The organism is Leisingera sp. SA32 (assembly GCF_056033425.1).
The window spans coordinates 14,902-29,930 of record NZ_JBVYHB010000012.1 but is presented as its reverse complement, the minus strand read 5'-3'; the positions used below and the strand labels follow the sequence as shown (position 1 = coordinate 29,930).

Annotated in this window: 12 protein-coding genes and 1 pseudogene; 7 read left to right on the top strand and 6 right to left on the bottom strand. The window is 64.9% G+C overall.

The window, feature by feature from the left end; all coding sequences use genetic code 11:
* Window positions 1-75 precede the first annotated feature (75 nt).
* The 4 genes and pseudogenes from ileS to AC0IPL_RS15995 all read left to right on the top strand — a co-directional run bounded on the left by ileS (window position 76) and on the right by AC0IPL_RS15995 (window position 6,407).
* Window positions 76-3,078 carry an isoleucine--tRNA ligase gene (gene ileS, locus AC0IPL_RS16010; protein ID WP_474275568.1) on the top strand — a complete coding sequence of 1,001 codons (3,003 nt, stop codon included), beginning with the start codon at window positions 76-78 and terminating at the stop codon, window positions 3,076-3,078.
* Between the two features lie 317 nt (window positions 3,079-3,395).
* Window positions 3,396-4,169 carry a hypothetical protein gene (locus tag AC0IPL_RS16005; protein ID WP_474275566.1) on the top strand — a complete coding sequence of 258 codons (774 nt, stop codon included), beginning with the start codon at window positions 3,396-3,398 and terminating at the stop codon, window positions 4,167-4,169.
* 119 nt (window positions 4,170-4,288) lie between these two features.
* On the top strand, window positions 4,289-5,374 hold the full coding sequence (locus tag AC0IPL_RS16000) for a LysM peptidoglycan-binding domain-containing protein (RefSeq protein WP_474275564.1): 1,086 nt from the start codon (window positions 4,289-4,291) through the stop codon (window positions 5,372-5,374).
* Window positions 5,374-6,407: pseudogene (locus AC0IPL_RS15995) on the top strand (ABC transporter substrate-binding protein). Before AC0IPL_RS16000 ends, AC0IPL_RS15995 begins: the two are co-directional and overlap by 1 nt.
* Window positions 6,408-6,421: 14 nt before the next feature.
* On the opposite strand, the gene AC0IPL_RS15990 reads toward AC0IPL_RS15995, so the two are convergent.
* Window positions 6,422-6,805 (bottom strand): hypothetical protein, encoded by a 384-nt coding sequence (locus AC0IPL_RS15990; RefSeq protein ID WP_474275562.1) that lies wholly within the window; start codon window positions 6,803-6,805, stop codon window positions 6,422-6,424.
* 133 nt (window positions 6,806-6,938) lie between these two features.
* Between AC0IPL_RS15990 and AC0IPL_RS15985 the strand changes: the two genes are divergently transcribed.
* Window positions 6,939-7,391 carry a methylated-DNA--[protein]-cysteine S-methyltransferase gene (locus tag AC0IPL_RS15985; protein ID WP_474275560.1) on the top strand — a complete coding sequence of 151 codons (453 nt, stop codon included), beginning with the start codon at window positions 6,939-6,941 and terminating at the stop codon, window positions 7,389-7,391.
* A gap of 119 nt (window positions 7,392-7,510) precedes the next feature.
* Here AC0IPL_RS15985 and AC0IPL_RS15980 read toward each other — a convergent pair whose 3' ends face one another.
* The 5 genes from AC0IPL_RS15980 to fsa all read right to left on the bottom strand — a co-directional run bounded on the left by AC0IPL_RS15980 (window position 7,511) and on the right by fsa (window position 11,212).
* Window positions 7,511-8,236 (bottom strand): CDP-alcohol phosphatidyltransferase family protein, encoded by a 726-nt coding sequence (locus AC0IPL_RS15980; protein ID WP_474275558.1) that lies wholly within the window; start codon window positions 8,234-8,236, stop codon window positions 7,511-7,513.
* Window positions 8,237-8,275: 39 nt separating this feature from the next.
* On the bottom strand, window positions 8,276-8,488 hold the full coding sequence (locus AC0IPL_RS15975; RefSeq protein WP_474275556.1) for a hypothetical protein: 213 nt from the start codon (window positions 8,486-8,488) through the stop codon (window positions 8,276-8,278).
* A gap of 166 nt (window positions 8,489-8,654) precedes the next feature.
* A complete protein-coding gene (locus AC0IPL_RS15970; RefSeq protein ID WP_474275554.1) occupies window positions 8,655-9,575 on the bottom strand; it encodes a tyrosine recombinase XerC in 921 nt (306 codons plus the stop codon).
* Entirely contained in the window at window positions 9,572-10,282 is a 711-nt protein-coding gene (locus tag AC0IPL_RS15965; protein WP_474275552.1) for a DUF484 family protein, read from the bottom strand. The genes AC0IPL_RS15970 and AC0IPL_RS15965 overlap by 4 nt, the downstream gene beginning before the upstream one ends.
* Window positions 10,283-10,558: 276 nt before the next feature.
* Window positions 10,559-11,212 (bottom strand): fructose-6-phosphate aldolase, encoded by a 654-nt coding sequence (fsa, locus tag AC0IPL_RS15960; protein WP_474275551.1) that lies wholly within the window; start codon window positions 11,210-11,212, stop codon window positions 10,559-10,561.
* 81 nt (window positions 11,213-11,293) lie between these two features.
* Between fsa and AC0IPL_RS15955 the strand changes: the two genes are divergently transcribed.
* Window positions 11,294-13,489 (top strand): primosomal protein N', encoded by a 2,196-nt coding sequence (locus AC0IPL_RS15955; RefSeq protein ID WP_474275550.1) that lies wholly within the window; start codon window positions 11,294-11,296, stop codon window positions 13,487-13,489.
* A gap of 238 nt (window positions 13,490-13,727) precedes the next feature.
* On the top strand, window positions 13,728-14,963 hold the full coding sequence (locus tag AC0IPL_RS15950; RefSeq protein WP_474275549.1) for an MFS transporter: 1,236 nt from the start codon (window positions 13,728-13,730) through the stop codon (window positions 14,961-14,963).
* Window positions 14,964-15,029: the final 66 nt, after the last annotated feature.

Here is a 15,029-nt window from a genome sequence, read left to right as displayed (position 1 = left end):
GGGCAAAGGCGCTTGAGCCATCGCGCCGAACCGAATATTCCGAACACCGACCTGATTAGCCAAAGGACGCCCCCGATGTGCGCCGACACGCCCCAGACGCCTGACTACAAAGACACCCTGAACCTGCCAAAAACCAAATTCCCGATGCGCGCGGGCCTGCCCAAGCGTGAACCGGGCTGGCTGGAGCGCTGGGCGCAGATTGGGGTCTACGACAGCCTGCGCGACAAGGCCGCGGCGGCCAAGGGCACGGAGGCTGAACGCAAGCCTTTCACCCTTCATGACGGTCCGCCCTATGCCAACGGCCACCTGCACATCGGCCACGCGCTGAACAAGACCATCAAGGACATGATCGTGCGCGCGCATCAGATGATGGGCTTTGATGCGCGCTATGTGCCGGGCTGGGATTGCCACGGCCTGCCGATCGAATGGAAGATCGAGGAGCAGTACCGCAAGAAGGGCAAGAACAAGGACGCGGTGCCAATGGTGGAATTCCGCCAGGAATGCCGCAAGTTCGCGGAGGGCTGGATCGACGTCCAGCGCGAGGAGTTCAAACGCCTGGGGATCACCGGCAACTGGGCTGACCCCTATATCACCATGGACTATCACGCCGAGGCGGTGATCGCGGATGAGTTCATGAAATTCCTGATGAACGGCACCCTGTACCAAGGTTCCAAGCCGGTGATGTGGTCGCCCGTGGAAAAAACGGCCCTGGCCGAGGCGGAGGTCGAGTACCACGACAAGGAAAGCTTCACCATCTGGGTGAAGTTCAAGGTGGTCGAGGCGGGCGGCTTTGTCCCCGCAGACGGCGAGGATGCCGATTATGCCGGCGCCGATTCCGCGCTGGTGGCACAGGATCTGGAAGGTGCGCACGTGGTGATCTGGACCACCACCCCCTGGACCATCCCGTCGAACAAGGCGGTCGTCTATGGCGCCGACATCGCTTATGGCCTCTATGAGGTGACTGACACGCCGGAGGAGTGCTGGGCCGCACCTGGGGACCGCTTCCTGCTGGCCGACAACCTGGCGGCGGATGTGTTCCGCCGCGCCCGCTTGGGAGAGGATCAGTTCAAACGCCTGCGCGGTGTCTCCGCCGACGAACTCTCCAGCCTGTCGCTGCAACATCCGCTGGCAAGGGCCGAGGGCGCGGGTGGCGAATGGGACGAGATCCGTGATTTCCGCGCCGCACCCTTTGTGACCGACACCGAAGGCACCGGCTTCGTGCACTGCGCGCCCAGCCACGGGATGGAGGAATTCGAACTCTACCGCGATCTGGGCATGCTGGAGCAGGTGATCACCTACAACGTGATGGATGACGGCGGCTTCCGCGCTGATCTGCCGTTCTTTGGCGGCAAGTACATCCTCAACCGCAAGGGCGGCGAAGGCGATGCCAACAAGGCCGTCATCGACAAGCTGGTCGAGGTTGGCGGCCTGCTTGCGCGTGGCAAGATCAAGCACAGCTACCCGCATTCCTGGCGCTCCAAGGCACCGATCATCTACCGCAACACGCCACAGTGGTTTGCCTCTGTCGACCGCAAGCTGGATGACGGCATGGATGAGATGGGCAACAGCATCCGCGAACGCGCCCTGCGCTCGATCGACGAGCTGGTGAAATGGTGGCCGCAGACTGGCCGCAACCGCCTGCATTCGATGATCGAAAGCCGCCCCGACTGGGTGCTGTCACGCCAGCGTGCATGGGGTGTGCCGCTGACCTGCTTCACCAAGAAGGGCGCCCTGCCCACCGATGCGGACTTCCTGCTGCGCGACGCGGAGGTCAACACGCGTATCGTTGCCGAGTTCGAGGAGCACGGTGCAGACGTGTGGTACCAGGACGGCTTCAAGGAGCGCGTGCTGAAGGGCATCGTCGATCCAGACGCCTATGAGCAGGTCTTTGACGTGCTGGATGTGTGGTTCGACAGTGGCTCGACCCATGCCTTTGTGCTGCGCGACCGCGAAGATGGCACTGAAGACGGCATCGCCGACGTCTATATGGAAGGTACCGACCAGCACCGCGGGTGGTTCCACTCCTCGCTCTTGCAGGCCTGTGGCACCAAGGGGCGGGCACCGTATCGCAACGTGGTGACCCACGGCTTCACGCTGGATTCCAAGGGCATGAAAATGTCCAAATCGCTTGGCAACACGATCGTGCCGGAGGAGGTCGTCAAACAATATGGCGCCGACATCCTGCGTCTTTGGGTGGCCCAGACCGATTACACCGCCGACCAGCGGATCGGGCCTGAGATCCTCAAAGGCACCGCCGACAGCTATCGACGCCTGCGCAACACCATGCGGTTCATGCTCGGCTCCCTGGGCGATTTCACCGAGGATCAGCGGGTGGCGCCTGCCGACATGCCAGAGTTGGAGCAGTGGGTGCTGCACCGCCTGGCGGAGCTGGATCACAAGGTGCGCACCGGCTACCAGTCCTTTGACTTCCAGGGCGTTTTCTCGGCTGTGTTCAACTTTGCCACCGTGGATCTGTCGGCCTTCTACTTCGACATTCGCAAGGACGCGCTGTATTGCGATGGCGACACCCTGAACGCCCGCGCAGCACGCACCGTTCTGGACATCCTGTTCCATCGTCTGACCACCTGGCTGGCGCCGATCCTGGTCTTCACGATGGAAGAGGTCTGGCTGGAGAAATATCCGGGCGAAGGCAGTTCCGTGCACTTGCAGGACATCCCGGAAACCCCCGCCGAGTGGCTGAACGAACCGCTGGCGGCCAAATGGTCCAAGATCCGTCAGGCCCGCCGGGTGGTGACGGCGGCGCTGGAGGTGCAGCGCACCGACAAGGTGATCGGCGCCTCGCTGGAGGCCGCCCCGGTGGTCCACGTTCGCGACGCAGAGGCGCGCGCGGCGCTGGCTTCGGTCAATTTCGCCGACATCTGCATCACGTCGGACATATCGCTGACCGGCGATCCGGCCCCGGCCGAAGCCTTCCGGATGCCCGAGGTCGACGGTGTTTCCGTGGTGTTCGAACGTGCCGAGGGCGACAAGTGTCAGCGGTGCTGGAAGATCCTGCCGGACGTCGGCGCACACAGCCACCCGGGCGTCTGCGGACGCTGCAACAGCGCACTGGGCTGAGCCGACGCCAGTCACTCTCATGTGGCATGCAGCACCCGGCCGTCACGGCCGGGTGCTTTGCGTTGAACCGCCTGTGACGTTCTTCGCAACCTTTCCGAGAGTTTCACTCTGTTGCATATATTTGCGCTGACCGCATATTGACCGGATTTCCTCAACTGGTTAACAAATCGTTAACTTCACGTGAAGGTTTCGGGCAACACGGAACGCGACGTGGGGCGGGGGTGCAGGGCATGTTGAAAAGGTCTTCTGAAATACATCTGTCGGGCAGGGCCGTCGCTGGCCCTCGCCCGCGCGGAACCGCCGTCCGGATCAATGGGGTGAGCGCATCCCGCAATATCCTGATTGATCTTGTTGCCAACCAAGCAGGCACTGCCGCTTGCGTGAGACCCGCGCCCGCACCGACACGTATTGGCGGCGCGCCGGTTGCCGCGAACGCCGCAGGCCCCACAGCCACTGAAGACGGCCGCGTCACCACCTCTGCTCTGGCTGCGGGCCTTGCAGTGGCTGGCCTGTTGTGCCGGGCGGCAGGTGCACGTCTCTTGTACCTGTGGCGATTGGTCCGTCGTGCAGTCTTGGCCCTGTGCGCCCTGGTGCAGCGCACCGGCAGCCTGTCCCGCCTGTCCGCGGCAGCGGCCGCGCTGAGCGTCGCCATGGTGATGCTGCTGCAATCGCAGTTCGGTGCCACCCCGCCGCCGCCAGCGGCGAAGCCGACGCTGCCGCAACAAAGCCGGGCTGCCGCGCCCGCCGCCGTCGGTGCCGGAGTGGCCGCCGCAAAACCCACCAAAGTCGGCTTGCACGCAAATCAGGACGCGCTGGTGGCCAGGATGACAGCAGGCACGCTGGCTGCATTGCGCAACAGGCCGCCGCAGATGAATCAGCCACCGCAGCCCGTCGCCAGCGCCGCAGGTGAGGGCAGCGCGCTGTTTCGCATGGTGCGCAACGCCGCGGCGCAGGGTCAGTCAGAGGCATATATCGACAAGCTGGTGAACGCCGCATACCGGCGGCAGGACGTCAGCGTTCCGGCCAGTCTGATCCGGGCGGACGGGCAGGTCGACACCGCCACGATTCTGGCGCTCCTTGTCGGCAACTAGGGCGGGTCATGCAGTCGGTCCTGGCACGCAGACGGGTGCGCAAGGACGTTCGGCGCGAAAATCATCAACCAGACGCCGCAGGCCGTTCAGGGGCGGGCTCTACATTCTTTGGGGGGATCATGAGGAGATTTGTTACCGCCGCAGGGCTTGCGTTGCTGGCGCTCATCGCCCGTCCACATAGCGCCACCGCGGACACCTGCGGCGGGGTCTACACGGTGAAGCCGGGGGACACCCTATCGACAATTGCGGACCGCCTGTATCAGGACGCGGGCAAATGGAGCGCCATCCACAACCGCAACATCGCCACCATCGGCCCGAAACCAGAGGCGATCCGGGTGGGCATGAAACTGTCGCTGGCCTGTCATGAGGGGCTGCCGTTGGGCCTGCCCGGCGGCAAGGACCTCTCTGCCGCGGTTCCCGCCGCCGCGGTGCCGGTGCGGGTGCAGCCCGGAACGGCCGCAGTGCGCAGAAAGATCAATTTGCTGACGGGCGATGACTACGCGCCCTTTACCTCCAAGGCGGCCCACAACGGCGGGCTGATCACCGACGTGGTGAACGCGGCCATGATGCAGGCCGCGCCGCCCGAAGGCTACGCGATCCACTGGGTGAACGACTGGTCCTCGCATTTCGACCCCCTGTTGTCGAATACGCTGCTGGACCTCGGCTTTCCCTGGTACAAGCCGGACTGCGAGACGATGCCCGACAGCTATCGCTGTCGGAACTTCCACTTCTCCGCACCGATGTTCGAAACGCTGATGCTGCTGTTTGCCGACAAGAACCGCCCGTTCCAATTCCAGCAGGACAGCGACATCGAGGGCAAGACCCTGTGTCGGCCCGCGGGGTTTCTGACCTTCGACCTGGATCAACGCGGCCGCCGCTGGGTGGCCGACAACAAGATCACGCTGGTGCAGCCCGATAAGGTCAAGGATTGCTTTGACATGGTTGCCGCAGGCGCGGCGGATGCGGTGGCGATCAACGAATTCACCGGCCGCAGCGTCCTCAGGGAACACGGCCTCGAAGAGCGCTTCACCGTGCTGCCACAGCCGCTGGCGGTGCTGGGGATCTACGTGGTGGTCCACAAGAGCCACCCCCGTGCACAGACGTTGCTGGAGATGGTCAACACCGGCCTGCGCGAAATCCAGGCGAATGGCCGCCATCAGGCCATCGTCGAGGATCACATGGCCCGGATCTGGGCCGGTTTCTGATGGGACGCTTTCTGACACGGACACTCCGCCGCCTGCTTTGCGCCGTTGCACTGTTCAGCCTTGCGCCTGCCGCGGCCTGGGCGATTTGCGATGTCGACTATGTGGCGCAGCCCGGTGATACGCTGTTCTCGATCGCCGAAACCCATTACGGCGACCGCGACCGCTGGATGCTGGTCTACGACCGCAACCAGTCCCTTCTGGCCGGGGCCACGGTGCTGCCGGGTCGCAAGCTGTTCATCCCCTGCGTCAGTGACGCCACCTCCCCAGATGCCACGCCGCTGCAACAGCACGAGGCAGAGCTGACGCTGCTGACCGGGGGCGGCTATGCGCCCTTTACGGGCCGTGACCTCCGGGACAGGGCATGGTGACGGAACTCGTCAATGCGGCCCTGGAGCTGGCGCCCGCGCCTGTCAGCTACGCCATCCACTGGGAGGACGATTGGTCCCGGCATCTGTTCCCGCTGCTGGATTCCAAGGACTTCGACATGGGCTTCCCCTGGCTGAAGCCCGACTGTAGCGCCGACCCAAGCGATAAGCGCTGCGCCAGTTTTCATTTCTCGGACCCGGTGATGACCTTGCCGATCATGCTGTTCGCCCGCTCCGGTGGTGACATGCGCTATGACAGCGATGCGGATGTCGCAGGCAGGACCCTGTGCCGCCCCGCGGGCTACTTTACCCATGACCTCAACCGTGCCGACCGCCGCTGGCTGGATCAGGGCACTATCACCTTGGTGCAGCCGCAAACGCCGGCGGACTGCTTTCGCATGGTGGCGGCAGGGCAGGTGGACGCGGTCGCGGTGAACCTGTTTCTGGGCGCCAGCACCCTGGTGCGCCAGGGCCTGCGGGAGCAGGTGGTTCCGCTGGAAAAGCCCCTGTCAGAAGAGGGTCTGCATGTGGTGATTTCCAAACGACACTGGCGCGGCACGACCCATCTCTACCGGATCAACGCAGGCCTGCAAAAGCTGCGCAGCAGCGGTCGGTTCGAGAGTATCATGTCGCGCCATCTGGACCTGTTCTGGGCCCAGCTGCAATAAATGGCAGTCGCGGCTCAGATCATCTTGCGCGCTTCCAGGTAGCGCGCTTCCGCGGCCTGGGCGCTGGCGGTCTTGGGGCCGGCCTGCATGCCGCTCATCAGATCCTGGTAGTAGCTGCTGAGGTCGAGACCGTTCAGCTGCTTCAGCCCCAGCGCCTCGGCACGGGCGGCCTCACGCGCCGGGCCAACGTGCTGCGGCGTCAATGCCTGCGGACGCTCGGCGCTCAGCGCCTGTTCCCGTGCCACGCTGCGCGCCAGTCCCTGGCTCGCGCCCTGGGTGCGCGGCGCATCGGCCGACTGGCTGGCCGAAACCGCGATTTCCAGCTGCTGGCGGCGTGCCGCCTGCAGCTGTTTCAGACCGGGGTAAATGCTGGAGGCGTTGGCGATTGCAGGAAGCATGTGAAGACCTATTAATAACATTCGTTGCTGTGTTGAGATTCACTTTAGGATAATTTGAGCTAATGTGGAGCGCTTCCGTTAGGAATGGTTAACGGGGTGTTAACGCGCGCCGCGCGCGGCAGGAGAGCACAAGATGATTGCAGCTAGTCTGAAGACGCCTGTTGGGCCGCTGAGCGTCACGGAACAGGACGGCGCCATCACCGGGCTGAGCTGGTCGTCCCACGGCAGCGGTCAGTCAGCGTTGCTGACCCGCGCACTGTCGCAGCTGCGCGCCTATTTCGCGGGCGAGCTGGATGACTTTGATCTGCCGTTGCGGATTGAGGGCTCCGATTTCCAGCGATCGGTCTGCGCGGCTATGCTGGCGATCCCGCGCGGGGAAACCCGCACCTATGGTGACATCGCCTGCGATCTGGGTGTTCCGCCGCAGCCGGTCGGCTCTGCGTGTGGCAGCAACCCGATCCCGGTGATCATCCCTTGCCACCGGGTGCTGGGCGCCACGGGTCTGGGTGGGTTTTCCGGCGCGGGCGGTGTGGAGACCAAGGTGGCGTTGTTGAAACACGAAGGCGCCGCCAGCCTGCTGATCTGAACACGGGCCGGGCGGGCCTAGCCTGCCGACGCCCCGCGCAGACCTTGGTGTTTCTTTCTGGTGAGGAAATACTCCGGGGTGAATGCGCCCTTCCAAGGGCGCAGAGGGGCAGTGCCCCGTTAGCCCTCAGCGTCCTGCAAGGCGGCCTTGCTGCGGGCCGGTTCAGGCACGATCTGCTGAACAATGCCGACAAACAGCAGGTAGACAGAGGTCACCACCAGTCCCCAATGGGCCCAACTGGCCGGGTGGAAATCGACCCAAGCGGCCCAGCCCGCAAAAAACGTCCAGGCCAGCGCCATCGGCAGCGACAGGTTGCGCCAGCGGACCGTGCGCACCGGGTGGATGAACTTCAGCGGCAGGAACATGGCAATCGCCAGCACCGTCACCAGCACCAGGCTAGTCCAGTGGCTTGGCTCCAAGGCGAAGATCACCAGCACCAGCATGTTCCAGCAGCCGGGAAAGCCGGAAAAGGAATTGTCCTTGGTCTTCATCCGCGTGTCGGCAAAATACATCGCGCTGCCGAATGTGATGACGATAATCGCCACCCAGCCGGTCCAGCCCGCCATCAACCCTGACTGGAACAGCGCAAAGGCCGGGATGAACACATACGTCAGATAGTCTATGATGAGATCCAGAAGCACACCGTCGAATTCCGGTGCGTAGCGTTTGACATTATAGTGCCGCGCCAACGGTCCATCGACCCCGTCCACGGCAAAGGCGACCACCAGCCAGACGAACATAAGGCTCCATTTGCCTTCGGCCGCTGCCAGCATGGCCAGCATGGCAAAAACGGCTCCGGTGGCGGTCAGCAGGTGAACGGTCAGGGCGCGGATCTGGGGTCTCATGTCCCCGTGATGGCGAATTTGACCCCGCGCCGCAAGCGTTCAGTGCAGCAGGGGCCGGGATTCCGTGCCTCGGGCGAAGTGAATGCGGGCCATGCGGCGGCCCTGCGGGGCCGGGTCGGCGATGCCGGGGGCGGATGCGGGCAGGCCGTCGGGTCTGTCATTGATGCGGGAGAATGGGTGGCTGCCGGGCGCAGGCGTCGGGGCCGCAGGGGCGCCATCGGAAAACAGGGGGGCAAAGCCGGACAGGGTCATGGTGGAATCCTTTCTGGATTGATTTGCCCCCTTTTCGCCTGCGCGGCCTTAACAGGAGCTTTCCACCCGTCGCCAATTTCCGTCGCATTTTAGGCAAAGCCCAACCGGAAGCCCTGCACCACCTGCTGCCCGACACCGGCCGGCACGCTCACAGCAGCTGCGCGCCTCAGGCCTTGGGGTGGGTGCGCCTGTAGACCTCCAGCAGGTGGCTGGTATCCACCGCCGTGTAGGCCTGCGTGGTCGACAACGAGGCATGACCCAAAAGCTCCTGGATTGCGCGCAGATCGCCGCCCGCCTCCAGCAAGTGGGTGGCAAAGCTGTGCCGCAGCGCGTGCGGCGTTGCGCTTGCCGGCAGGCCCAGTTGGGCGCGGGTGCGGGCCATCACCGCTTGGATCTGGCGCGCGTTCAGCGCCCCGCCGCGCACGCCGCGAAACAGCGGCGCCGCGGTCTCCTGCGGATGCGGGCACAGGGCCAGATAACGCTCCACCGCATCACGCGCCGCAGGCAGAACCGGCACCACGCGTTCCTTGTTGCCCTTGCCCAGGATGCGCAGCACCGGCGGTAAGGGCGCGTCCGCGCCGGTCAGCCCCAACGCCTCGGAGATCCGCAGCCCGCAGCCGTAGAGCAGCGTCACCACCGCCACGTCCCGCGCCGCCACCCAGTCCTGCGGTGATTGCAACTCGACCGTCTCCAGCACCGCCTTCGCGGCCTCTGGTGCCAAGGGGCGCGGCAGTTTTTTCTGAAACTTCGGCGCGCGGGCGGACAGCACGGCGGCGGGCTCGAAACCTTCGCGTTGTGCGAGCCAGCGGTAAAAGCTTTTAACCGCTGACAGCTTGCGCGCCAACGACCGCGCGCCGGTGCCGCTGCCGCGCTCCGATGCCATCCAGGCCCGCATGTCGGCCGTGGTGATCCGGGCCAACGCCCCCAGCCCCTGCGGCCCGCCGGCATGGGCTGTCATAAAGCTCAGAAAGCCGGTGACGTCGCCGCGATAGGCCGTGCAGGTATTGGCGGACGCCCCTTCCAGACCGCCCAGCCGCTCCAGCCACTGTTGCAGCGCGTCGCGGCAGGCAGGGGACATCATCGTCATGCCAGCCAGTAGCGCATCGAGCGTTCGAACACGCCGCCGAAAAATGTCAGCAGGTCGCTGGCCTGCATCGGCGAAAACTGGTGCGGATCCTCTGAGCCCAGCGCCAGCATGCCGGGCAGGCGGCCATCGCCCAGATCGAGCATCAGGCAGGCCTCTGAGGCGATTCTCTCGGCCCGTGTCCCGTACACCCGCGGGCTACCGCCTCGGGTCTGGCGCAGGGTCACCGGGCGTTCGCCGCCGCGCTGACCGGCATAGCTTTCGGTAAAGCCGGGACCCGCCATTTTCAGCACGCCGGATTTGCGCTCCACCTCTGCCCCGTTTCCGGGGCGGGAGGTCTCCAGCACCAGCGACAGCGCGTCGACGCGCAGGATTTGCGGCATGTCCTCTTCCAGGCAGGTGAGAAAGCCGGTGAAATCCTGCGGTTCCATCAGCCGCAGCACCGCGCGGTGGATCAGGTTGGTGCCGGCCAGGTTGTCATAGGCGGCGGCAATCACTGACCTATGCGTGTCTTCCAGTCGGTCCAACCGCGCCGCCATCCGCTCCATCGCGATGCCGCGCAGGTCGACGACATTGGAGCCCATGGCACGTTCATTGGCGGCGACAAGGGCATTCATCAGGTGCTGGTCCTCCAGCAGCGCGTCGGGCTGGGCGAGGATCGCCTCGCGCAGCTGATCTTCCAAATTGGCTGAGTGGCTCGAACTGCTCATGGGGAAACTCTTGCGGCTCCGGACCTCTGACGGGTTTGGCCCCGTGTATAACACGGGATTTGCACAATGCTGCGGAAAAATTCGGACAGTGGGCATTTGCCGCGCGGGGAGGCTCCCGCCCGTCGCCGGGGCATTGAAATGCCCCACTCCCGTTGGGCCGGGCGCCGGGCGGATGCCCGGCGCGGCGGCGCACCCGCGCCGCATCAGCACCTCCGCGAAAAGGGAAAGGCGCCCGGTTCGGGGCGCCTTACGGGATCATTCGTCTGCGTGAAGAGATCAGAGGATCTTGATGTCAGCCGCCTTGATGTCCGCCAGGAAGGCGTCCAGGCCCTTGTCGGTCAGCGGGTGGTTCACCATGGTCTTGATGACCGCGGGCGGTGCGGTGATCACATCGGCGCCGATGCGGGCAGAATCCAGCACGTGGTTCACGCTGCGGATCGAAGCCGCCAGGATCTGGGTCTCGAAGCCGTAGTTGTCGTAGATGGTGCGGATGTCCTCGATCAGGTCCATGCCGTCGAGATTGATGTCGTCCAGGCGGCCGATGAAAGGCGAGATGAAGGTGGCACCGGCCTTGGCCGCCAGCAGCGCCTGATTGGCGGAGAAACACAGGGTGACGTTGACCATGTGACCATCGTCGGACAGGGTCTTGCAGGCCTTGAGGCCGTCCCAGGTCAGCGGCACCTTGACGGCGATATTCTCGGCGATCTCAACCAGCTTGCGGCCCTCGGCGATCATGGTGTCGGCGTCGGTTGCGGTGACTTCCGCGGAGACCGGCCCGTCGACCAGGTTGCAGATTTCCTTGGTGACTTCGATGATGTCACGGCCGGATTTCTTGATCAGCGACGGGTTGGTGGTCACACCGTCCACCATGCCCAGATCGTTCAACTCGGCAATTGCATCAATCTCGGCGGTATCTACGAAGAATTTCATGGGGCAGTCCTTTGGATGGGTTGGCCTCGGTCGCCCCAGCCTTTACCTCATGGATAAACGGGCGGCAACATGGGCAGCGGCATGAGCGGGCAGGAGTTCTTTCAGGCAGGTGAGCGGGTTGGGGTTCTGACCACCCAACCCCTTGACCGGCCGCTGGATTATCGTGCGCCGGAAGGCGGCTGCTTTCTCGGTGCCTTTGTCGAGGTGCCGCTGGGCCCACGCAAGGTGCTGGGTGTGGTCTGGGGGCCGGGCGCCGGGGATTTCGATTCGGCCAAGCTGCGCAGCATCATCCGGGTGCTCGATGTGGCCCCGATGCGGGCCGAGATGCGCCAATTCCTGACCAAGGCCGCCGATTACACCCTGACTCCGATACCCGCGATGCTGCGGCTGGCGAGCCGCGCGCCGGGGCTCGGCGACCCGCCCTCCATGCGCAAGATCCTGCGCCGCGGCGAGGGCGTACCGGATCGGATGACCGACGCCCGCACACGGGTGCTGGAGGTGCTGGACGACTACGGCAACCTGGCCTTCACCCCGCGCGAGCTGGCCGATATGGCGGATGTGACGCCCTCGGTGGTGAAGGGGTTGGTGAAACAGGGGGCCTTGCGCGAAGAAGAGGCGCCCCGCGATCTGCCGTATCCGCGGCTGGACCCGGAGCGGCCCGGCAAGGCCTTGACCGAAGATCAGGCCGCCGCCGCCGCCGCGCTGGCCGAAGGCGTGCAAAGCGGCCGCTATGGCACAACGCTGCTGAAGGGGGTCACCGGTTCCGGCAAGACAGAGGTTTATCTGGAGGCCGTCGCTGCCACCTTACGCGCCGGTCGGCAGGCGCTGGTGCTGCTGCCGGAGATCGCCCTGACGGCGGAATTCCTGACCCGGGTCGAGGCCCGGTTCGGTGCCAAACCGGCCGAGTGGCATTCGGGCGCCACCATGACCGAACGCCGCCGGGTGTGGAAAATGGTCGGGCAGGGGGCGGCGCAGCTGGTGATTGGCGCGCGCTCGGCGCTGTTCCTGCCATACCGCGATCTGGGCCTCATCATCGTGGATGAGGAACACGACACCTCCTATAAGCAGGAAGATGGCGTGCTGTACAACGCCCGCGACATGGCGGTGCTGCGCGCGGCCATGTGTTCGGCGCAGGTTGTGCTGGCCTCTGCCACGCCCAGCCTGGAAAGCTGGGCCAATGCCGAGGCAGGCAAGTACAAACGTCTGGACCTCACCTCACGCTTTGGCGCCTCGGTGCTGCCGGACATGCGCGCGGTGGACATGCGCGCGGAAGACCTGCTGCCGGCCACCTGGATTTCGCCGACCCTGAAACAGGCGATGAAGCTGCGGCTGGAGCGCGGCGAGCAGTCGCTTTTGTTCCTGAACCGCCGTGGCTTTGCCCCCGTCACCATCTGCCGGGCTTGCGGCGCGCAGGTGGCTTGTGATCATTGCGACGCGCGCATGGTCGAGCACCGTTTCATGAAGCGGCTGATGTGCCACCAGTGCGGCGAGACCAAGCCGGTGCCCGAGGTCTGCCCCTCCTGCGAAGTGGAGGGCAAGATGGCCCCCGTCGGCCCCGGCATCGAACGGCTGGCCGAGGAAGCCACCGCCCTGTTCCCGGAAGCGCGGATTGCGGTTCTCAGCTCTGACCTCTTCGGTTCCGCCCGTGCGCTGAAGCAACGGATCGAAGACATCGCCAAGGGCGAGGCCGACATAATCCTTGGCACCCAGCTGGTCGCCAAGGGGCACAACTTTCCAATGCTGACGCTGGTGGGGGTGATTGACGCCGATCTTGGACTGCAAGGGTCGGACCTGCGCGCGGCTGAGCGCACCTTTCAGCTGATGCGCCAGGTGGCGGGTCGGGCGGGGCGCGCCGAGCGACCGGGCGAGGCCTTGATGCAGACATTCCAGCCCGAACACCCGGTGATCCGGGCGATTCTGTCGGGGGATGAGGAGAACTTCTGGAAAGCCGAAGCCGCTGAGCGTCAGGCGGCGGGCGTGCCGCCTTATGGCCGCATGGCGGGGATCATCCTGTCGGGACCGGATCTGGCGGCGGTGTTTGATCTGGGCAACGCCATGGCGCGCAACGACGGGCCGCTACGCCAGATCGGGGCCCAGTTGTTCGGCCCCGCCCCGGCGCCGATCGCCCGCGTCCGGGGGCGCCACCGGGTGCGGCTGCTGGTCAAGGCCGCCAAGGGCGCACCGCTGCAAGACGCCATTGCCCGCTGGACCGCGCCGTTGCGCCTGAAAGGGGATCTGCGGCTGAGCATCGACATTGATCCACAAAGCTTTTTCTGACGCCGCCAGCGCTGCCGGGGGCTTTGCCCCCGCCGCCCTGACGGCCGGCTCCCCCAGGGTATTGCAAACCAGAAAGAGCCGGTTTTTCTTTTGTTCGACATACCCCGGCGCGCGAGGCAGAGACACGCATCTTCCGCCACCGCTGCACGCGCGCGGCTCTGCGCGCTGATGCGGAGCAGGATGTGCAGGTGTGCTTTCCCTCTCGCCAGACGGAGCGAAGCGGCGTAAACCCGAGCGCATGTTCAGACCCATGCCTCTTTCCGACGCCCAAGGCCTGCCGTTCTGGCGCCGTCCGGTGACGCTGTTGTTCCTGATGGCGCTGGCGATGCCCATTGCCTTCAACGCCTGGAGCGCGCTGCTCAACAACTTCGTGATCGAGGCCGCGCAGTTCGATGGGTCGGACATTGGCCTGCTGCACACGGTGCGCGAGATTCCCGGCTTTCTGGCGGTGGGGGTGATCGCTGTCATCCTGTTTGTGCGCGAGCAGGTTCTGGGGCTGATCTCCTTGGTGCTTCTGGGCGTGGCCACGGGGGTCACCGCGTGGTTTCCTTCGCTGGGCGGTATCCTGATGGTGACGCTGCTCAGCTCGATCGGGTTTCATTATTATGAAACGGTGAACCAGTCGCTGCAGCTACAGTGGCTTCCCAAGGACCGTGCACCGCAGACGCTGGGCTGGCTGGTGGCGGCGGGCTCGGCGGCGACGCTGGTGGTCTACGGCCTCATCGTGCTGACCTGGGATCGGTTTGATCTGGGCTACAACACCGTGTTCCTGGCCGCGGGCGGCGCTACCGCGCTGATCGCCTTGGTGGCCCTGTTTGCCTATCCGCAGTTTGATGCGCCACACCCGCAGATCAAGAAGCTGATCCTGCGCAAACGCTACTGGCTGTACTATGCGCTGCAATTCATGGCCGGCGCGCGGCGGCAGATCTTCGTGGTTTTTGCCGGGTTCATGATGGTCGAGAAGTTCGGGTTTGAAGTGCACGAACTCACCGGCCTCTACCTCATCAACCTTGTCATCAACATGACCGTGGCGCCGATGCTGGGCAAGGCCGTGGCCCTGTTCGGCGAGCGCCGTACGCTGATCGTTGAGTATGCAGGGTTGGCCATCGTCTTTGCCGCCTATGGCGGGATCTACTGGTTCGGCTGGGGCGTGGTGATTGCGGCCGTGCTCTATGTCATTGACCATGTGCTTTTTGCGCTGGCGCTGGCGCTGAAGACCTATTTCCAGAAAATCGCAGACCCCGGTGACATTGCGCCCACGGCGGCGGTGGCCTTTACCATCAACCACATCGCGGCGGTGTTCCTTCCGGTGCTGCTGGGATTGCTTTGGGTCTACTCTCCGGGGCTGGTGTTTGTGCTGGCGGCGGGCATGGCTCTGATCTCGCTGGGGCTGTCGCTGCTGATCCCGCGTCATCCGGAGCCGGGCAATGAGACCATCTTCAGCAAATACGCCCAGCCTGCTCCGGCGGAGTGAACCTGCGCGTCCCCCGCGGCCGCGGGGGCTAACGCTTGACGTGGGCGGCGTTGCGGCCTAGGCGCT

Bases quoted from the DNA above. Each gene is read 5' to 3' on its own strand.
- AC0IPL_RS15990 (WP_474275562.1), bottom strand. From the start codon at position 6,805: ATGCTTCCTGCAATCGCCAACGCCTCCAGCATTTACCCCGGTCTGAAA.
- AC0IPL_RS16000 (WP_474275564.1), top strand. From the start codon at position 4,289: ATGAGGAGATTTGTTACCGCCGCAGGGCTTGCGTTGCTGGCGCTCATC.
- AC0IPL_RS15975 (WP_474275556.1), bottom strand. From the start codon at position 8,488: ATGACCCTGTCCGGCTTTGCCCCCCTGTTTTCCGATGGCGCCCCTGCG.
- AC0IPL_RS15970 (WP_474275554.1), bottom strand. From the start codon at position 9,575: ATGACGATGATGTCCCCTGCCTGCCGCGACGCGCTGCAACAGTGGCTG.
- AC0IPL_RS15950 (WP_474275549.1), top strand. From the start codon at position 13,728: ATGTTCAGACCCATGCCTCTTTCCGACGCCCAAGGCCTGCCGTTCTGG.
- AC0IPL_RS15955 (WP_474275550.1), top strand. From the start codon at position 11,294: ATGAGCGGGCAGGAGTTCTTTCAGGCAGGTGAGCGGGTTGGGGTTCTG.
- AC0IPL_RS15965 (WP_474275552.1), bottom strand. From the start codon at position 10,282: ATGAGCAGTTCGAGCCACTCAGCCAATTTGGAAGATCAGCTGCGCGAG.
- AC0IPL_RS15980 (WP_474275558.1), bottom strand. From the start codon at position 8,236: ATGAGACCCCAGATCCGCGCCCTGACCGTTCACCTGCTGACCGCCACC.
- fsa (WP_474275551.1), bottom strand. From the start codon at position 11,212: ATGAAATTCTTCGTAGATACCGCCGAGATTGATGCAATTGCCGAGTTG.
- AC0IPL_RS15985 (WP_474275560.1), top strand. From the start codon at position 6,939: ATGATTGCAGCTAGTCTGAAGACGCCTGTTGGGCCGCTGAGCGTCACG.
- ileS (WP_474275568.1), top strand. From the start codon at position 76: ATGTGCGCCGACACGCCCCAGACGCCTGACTACAAAGACACCCTGAAC.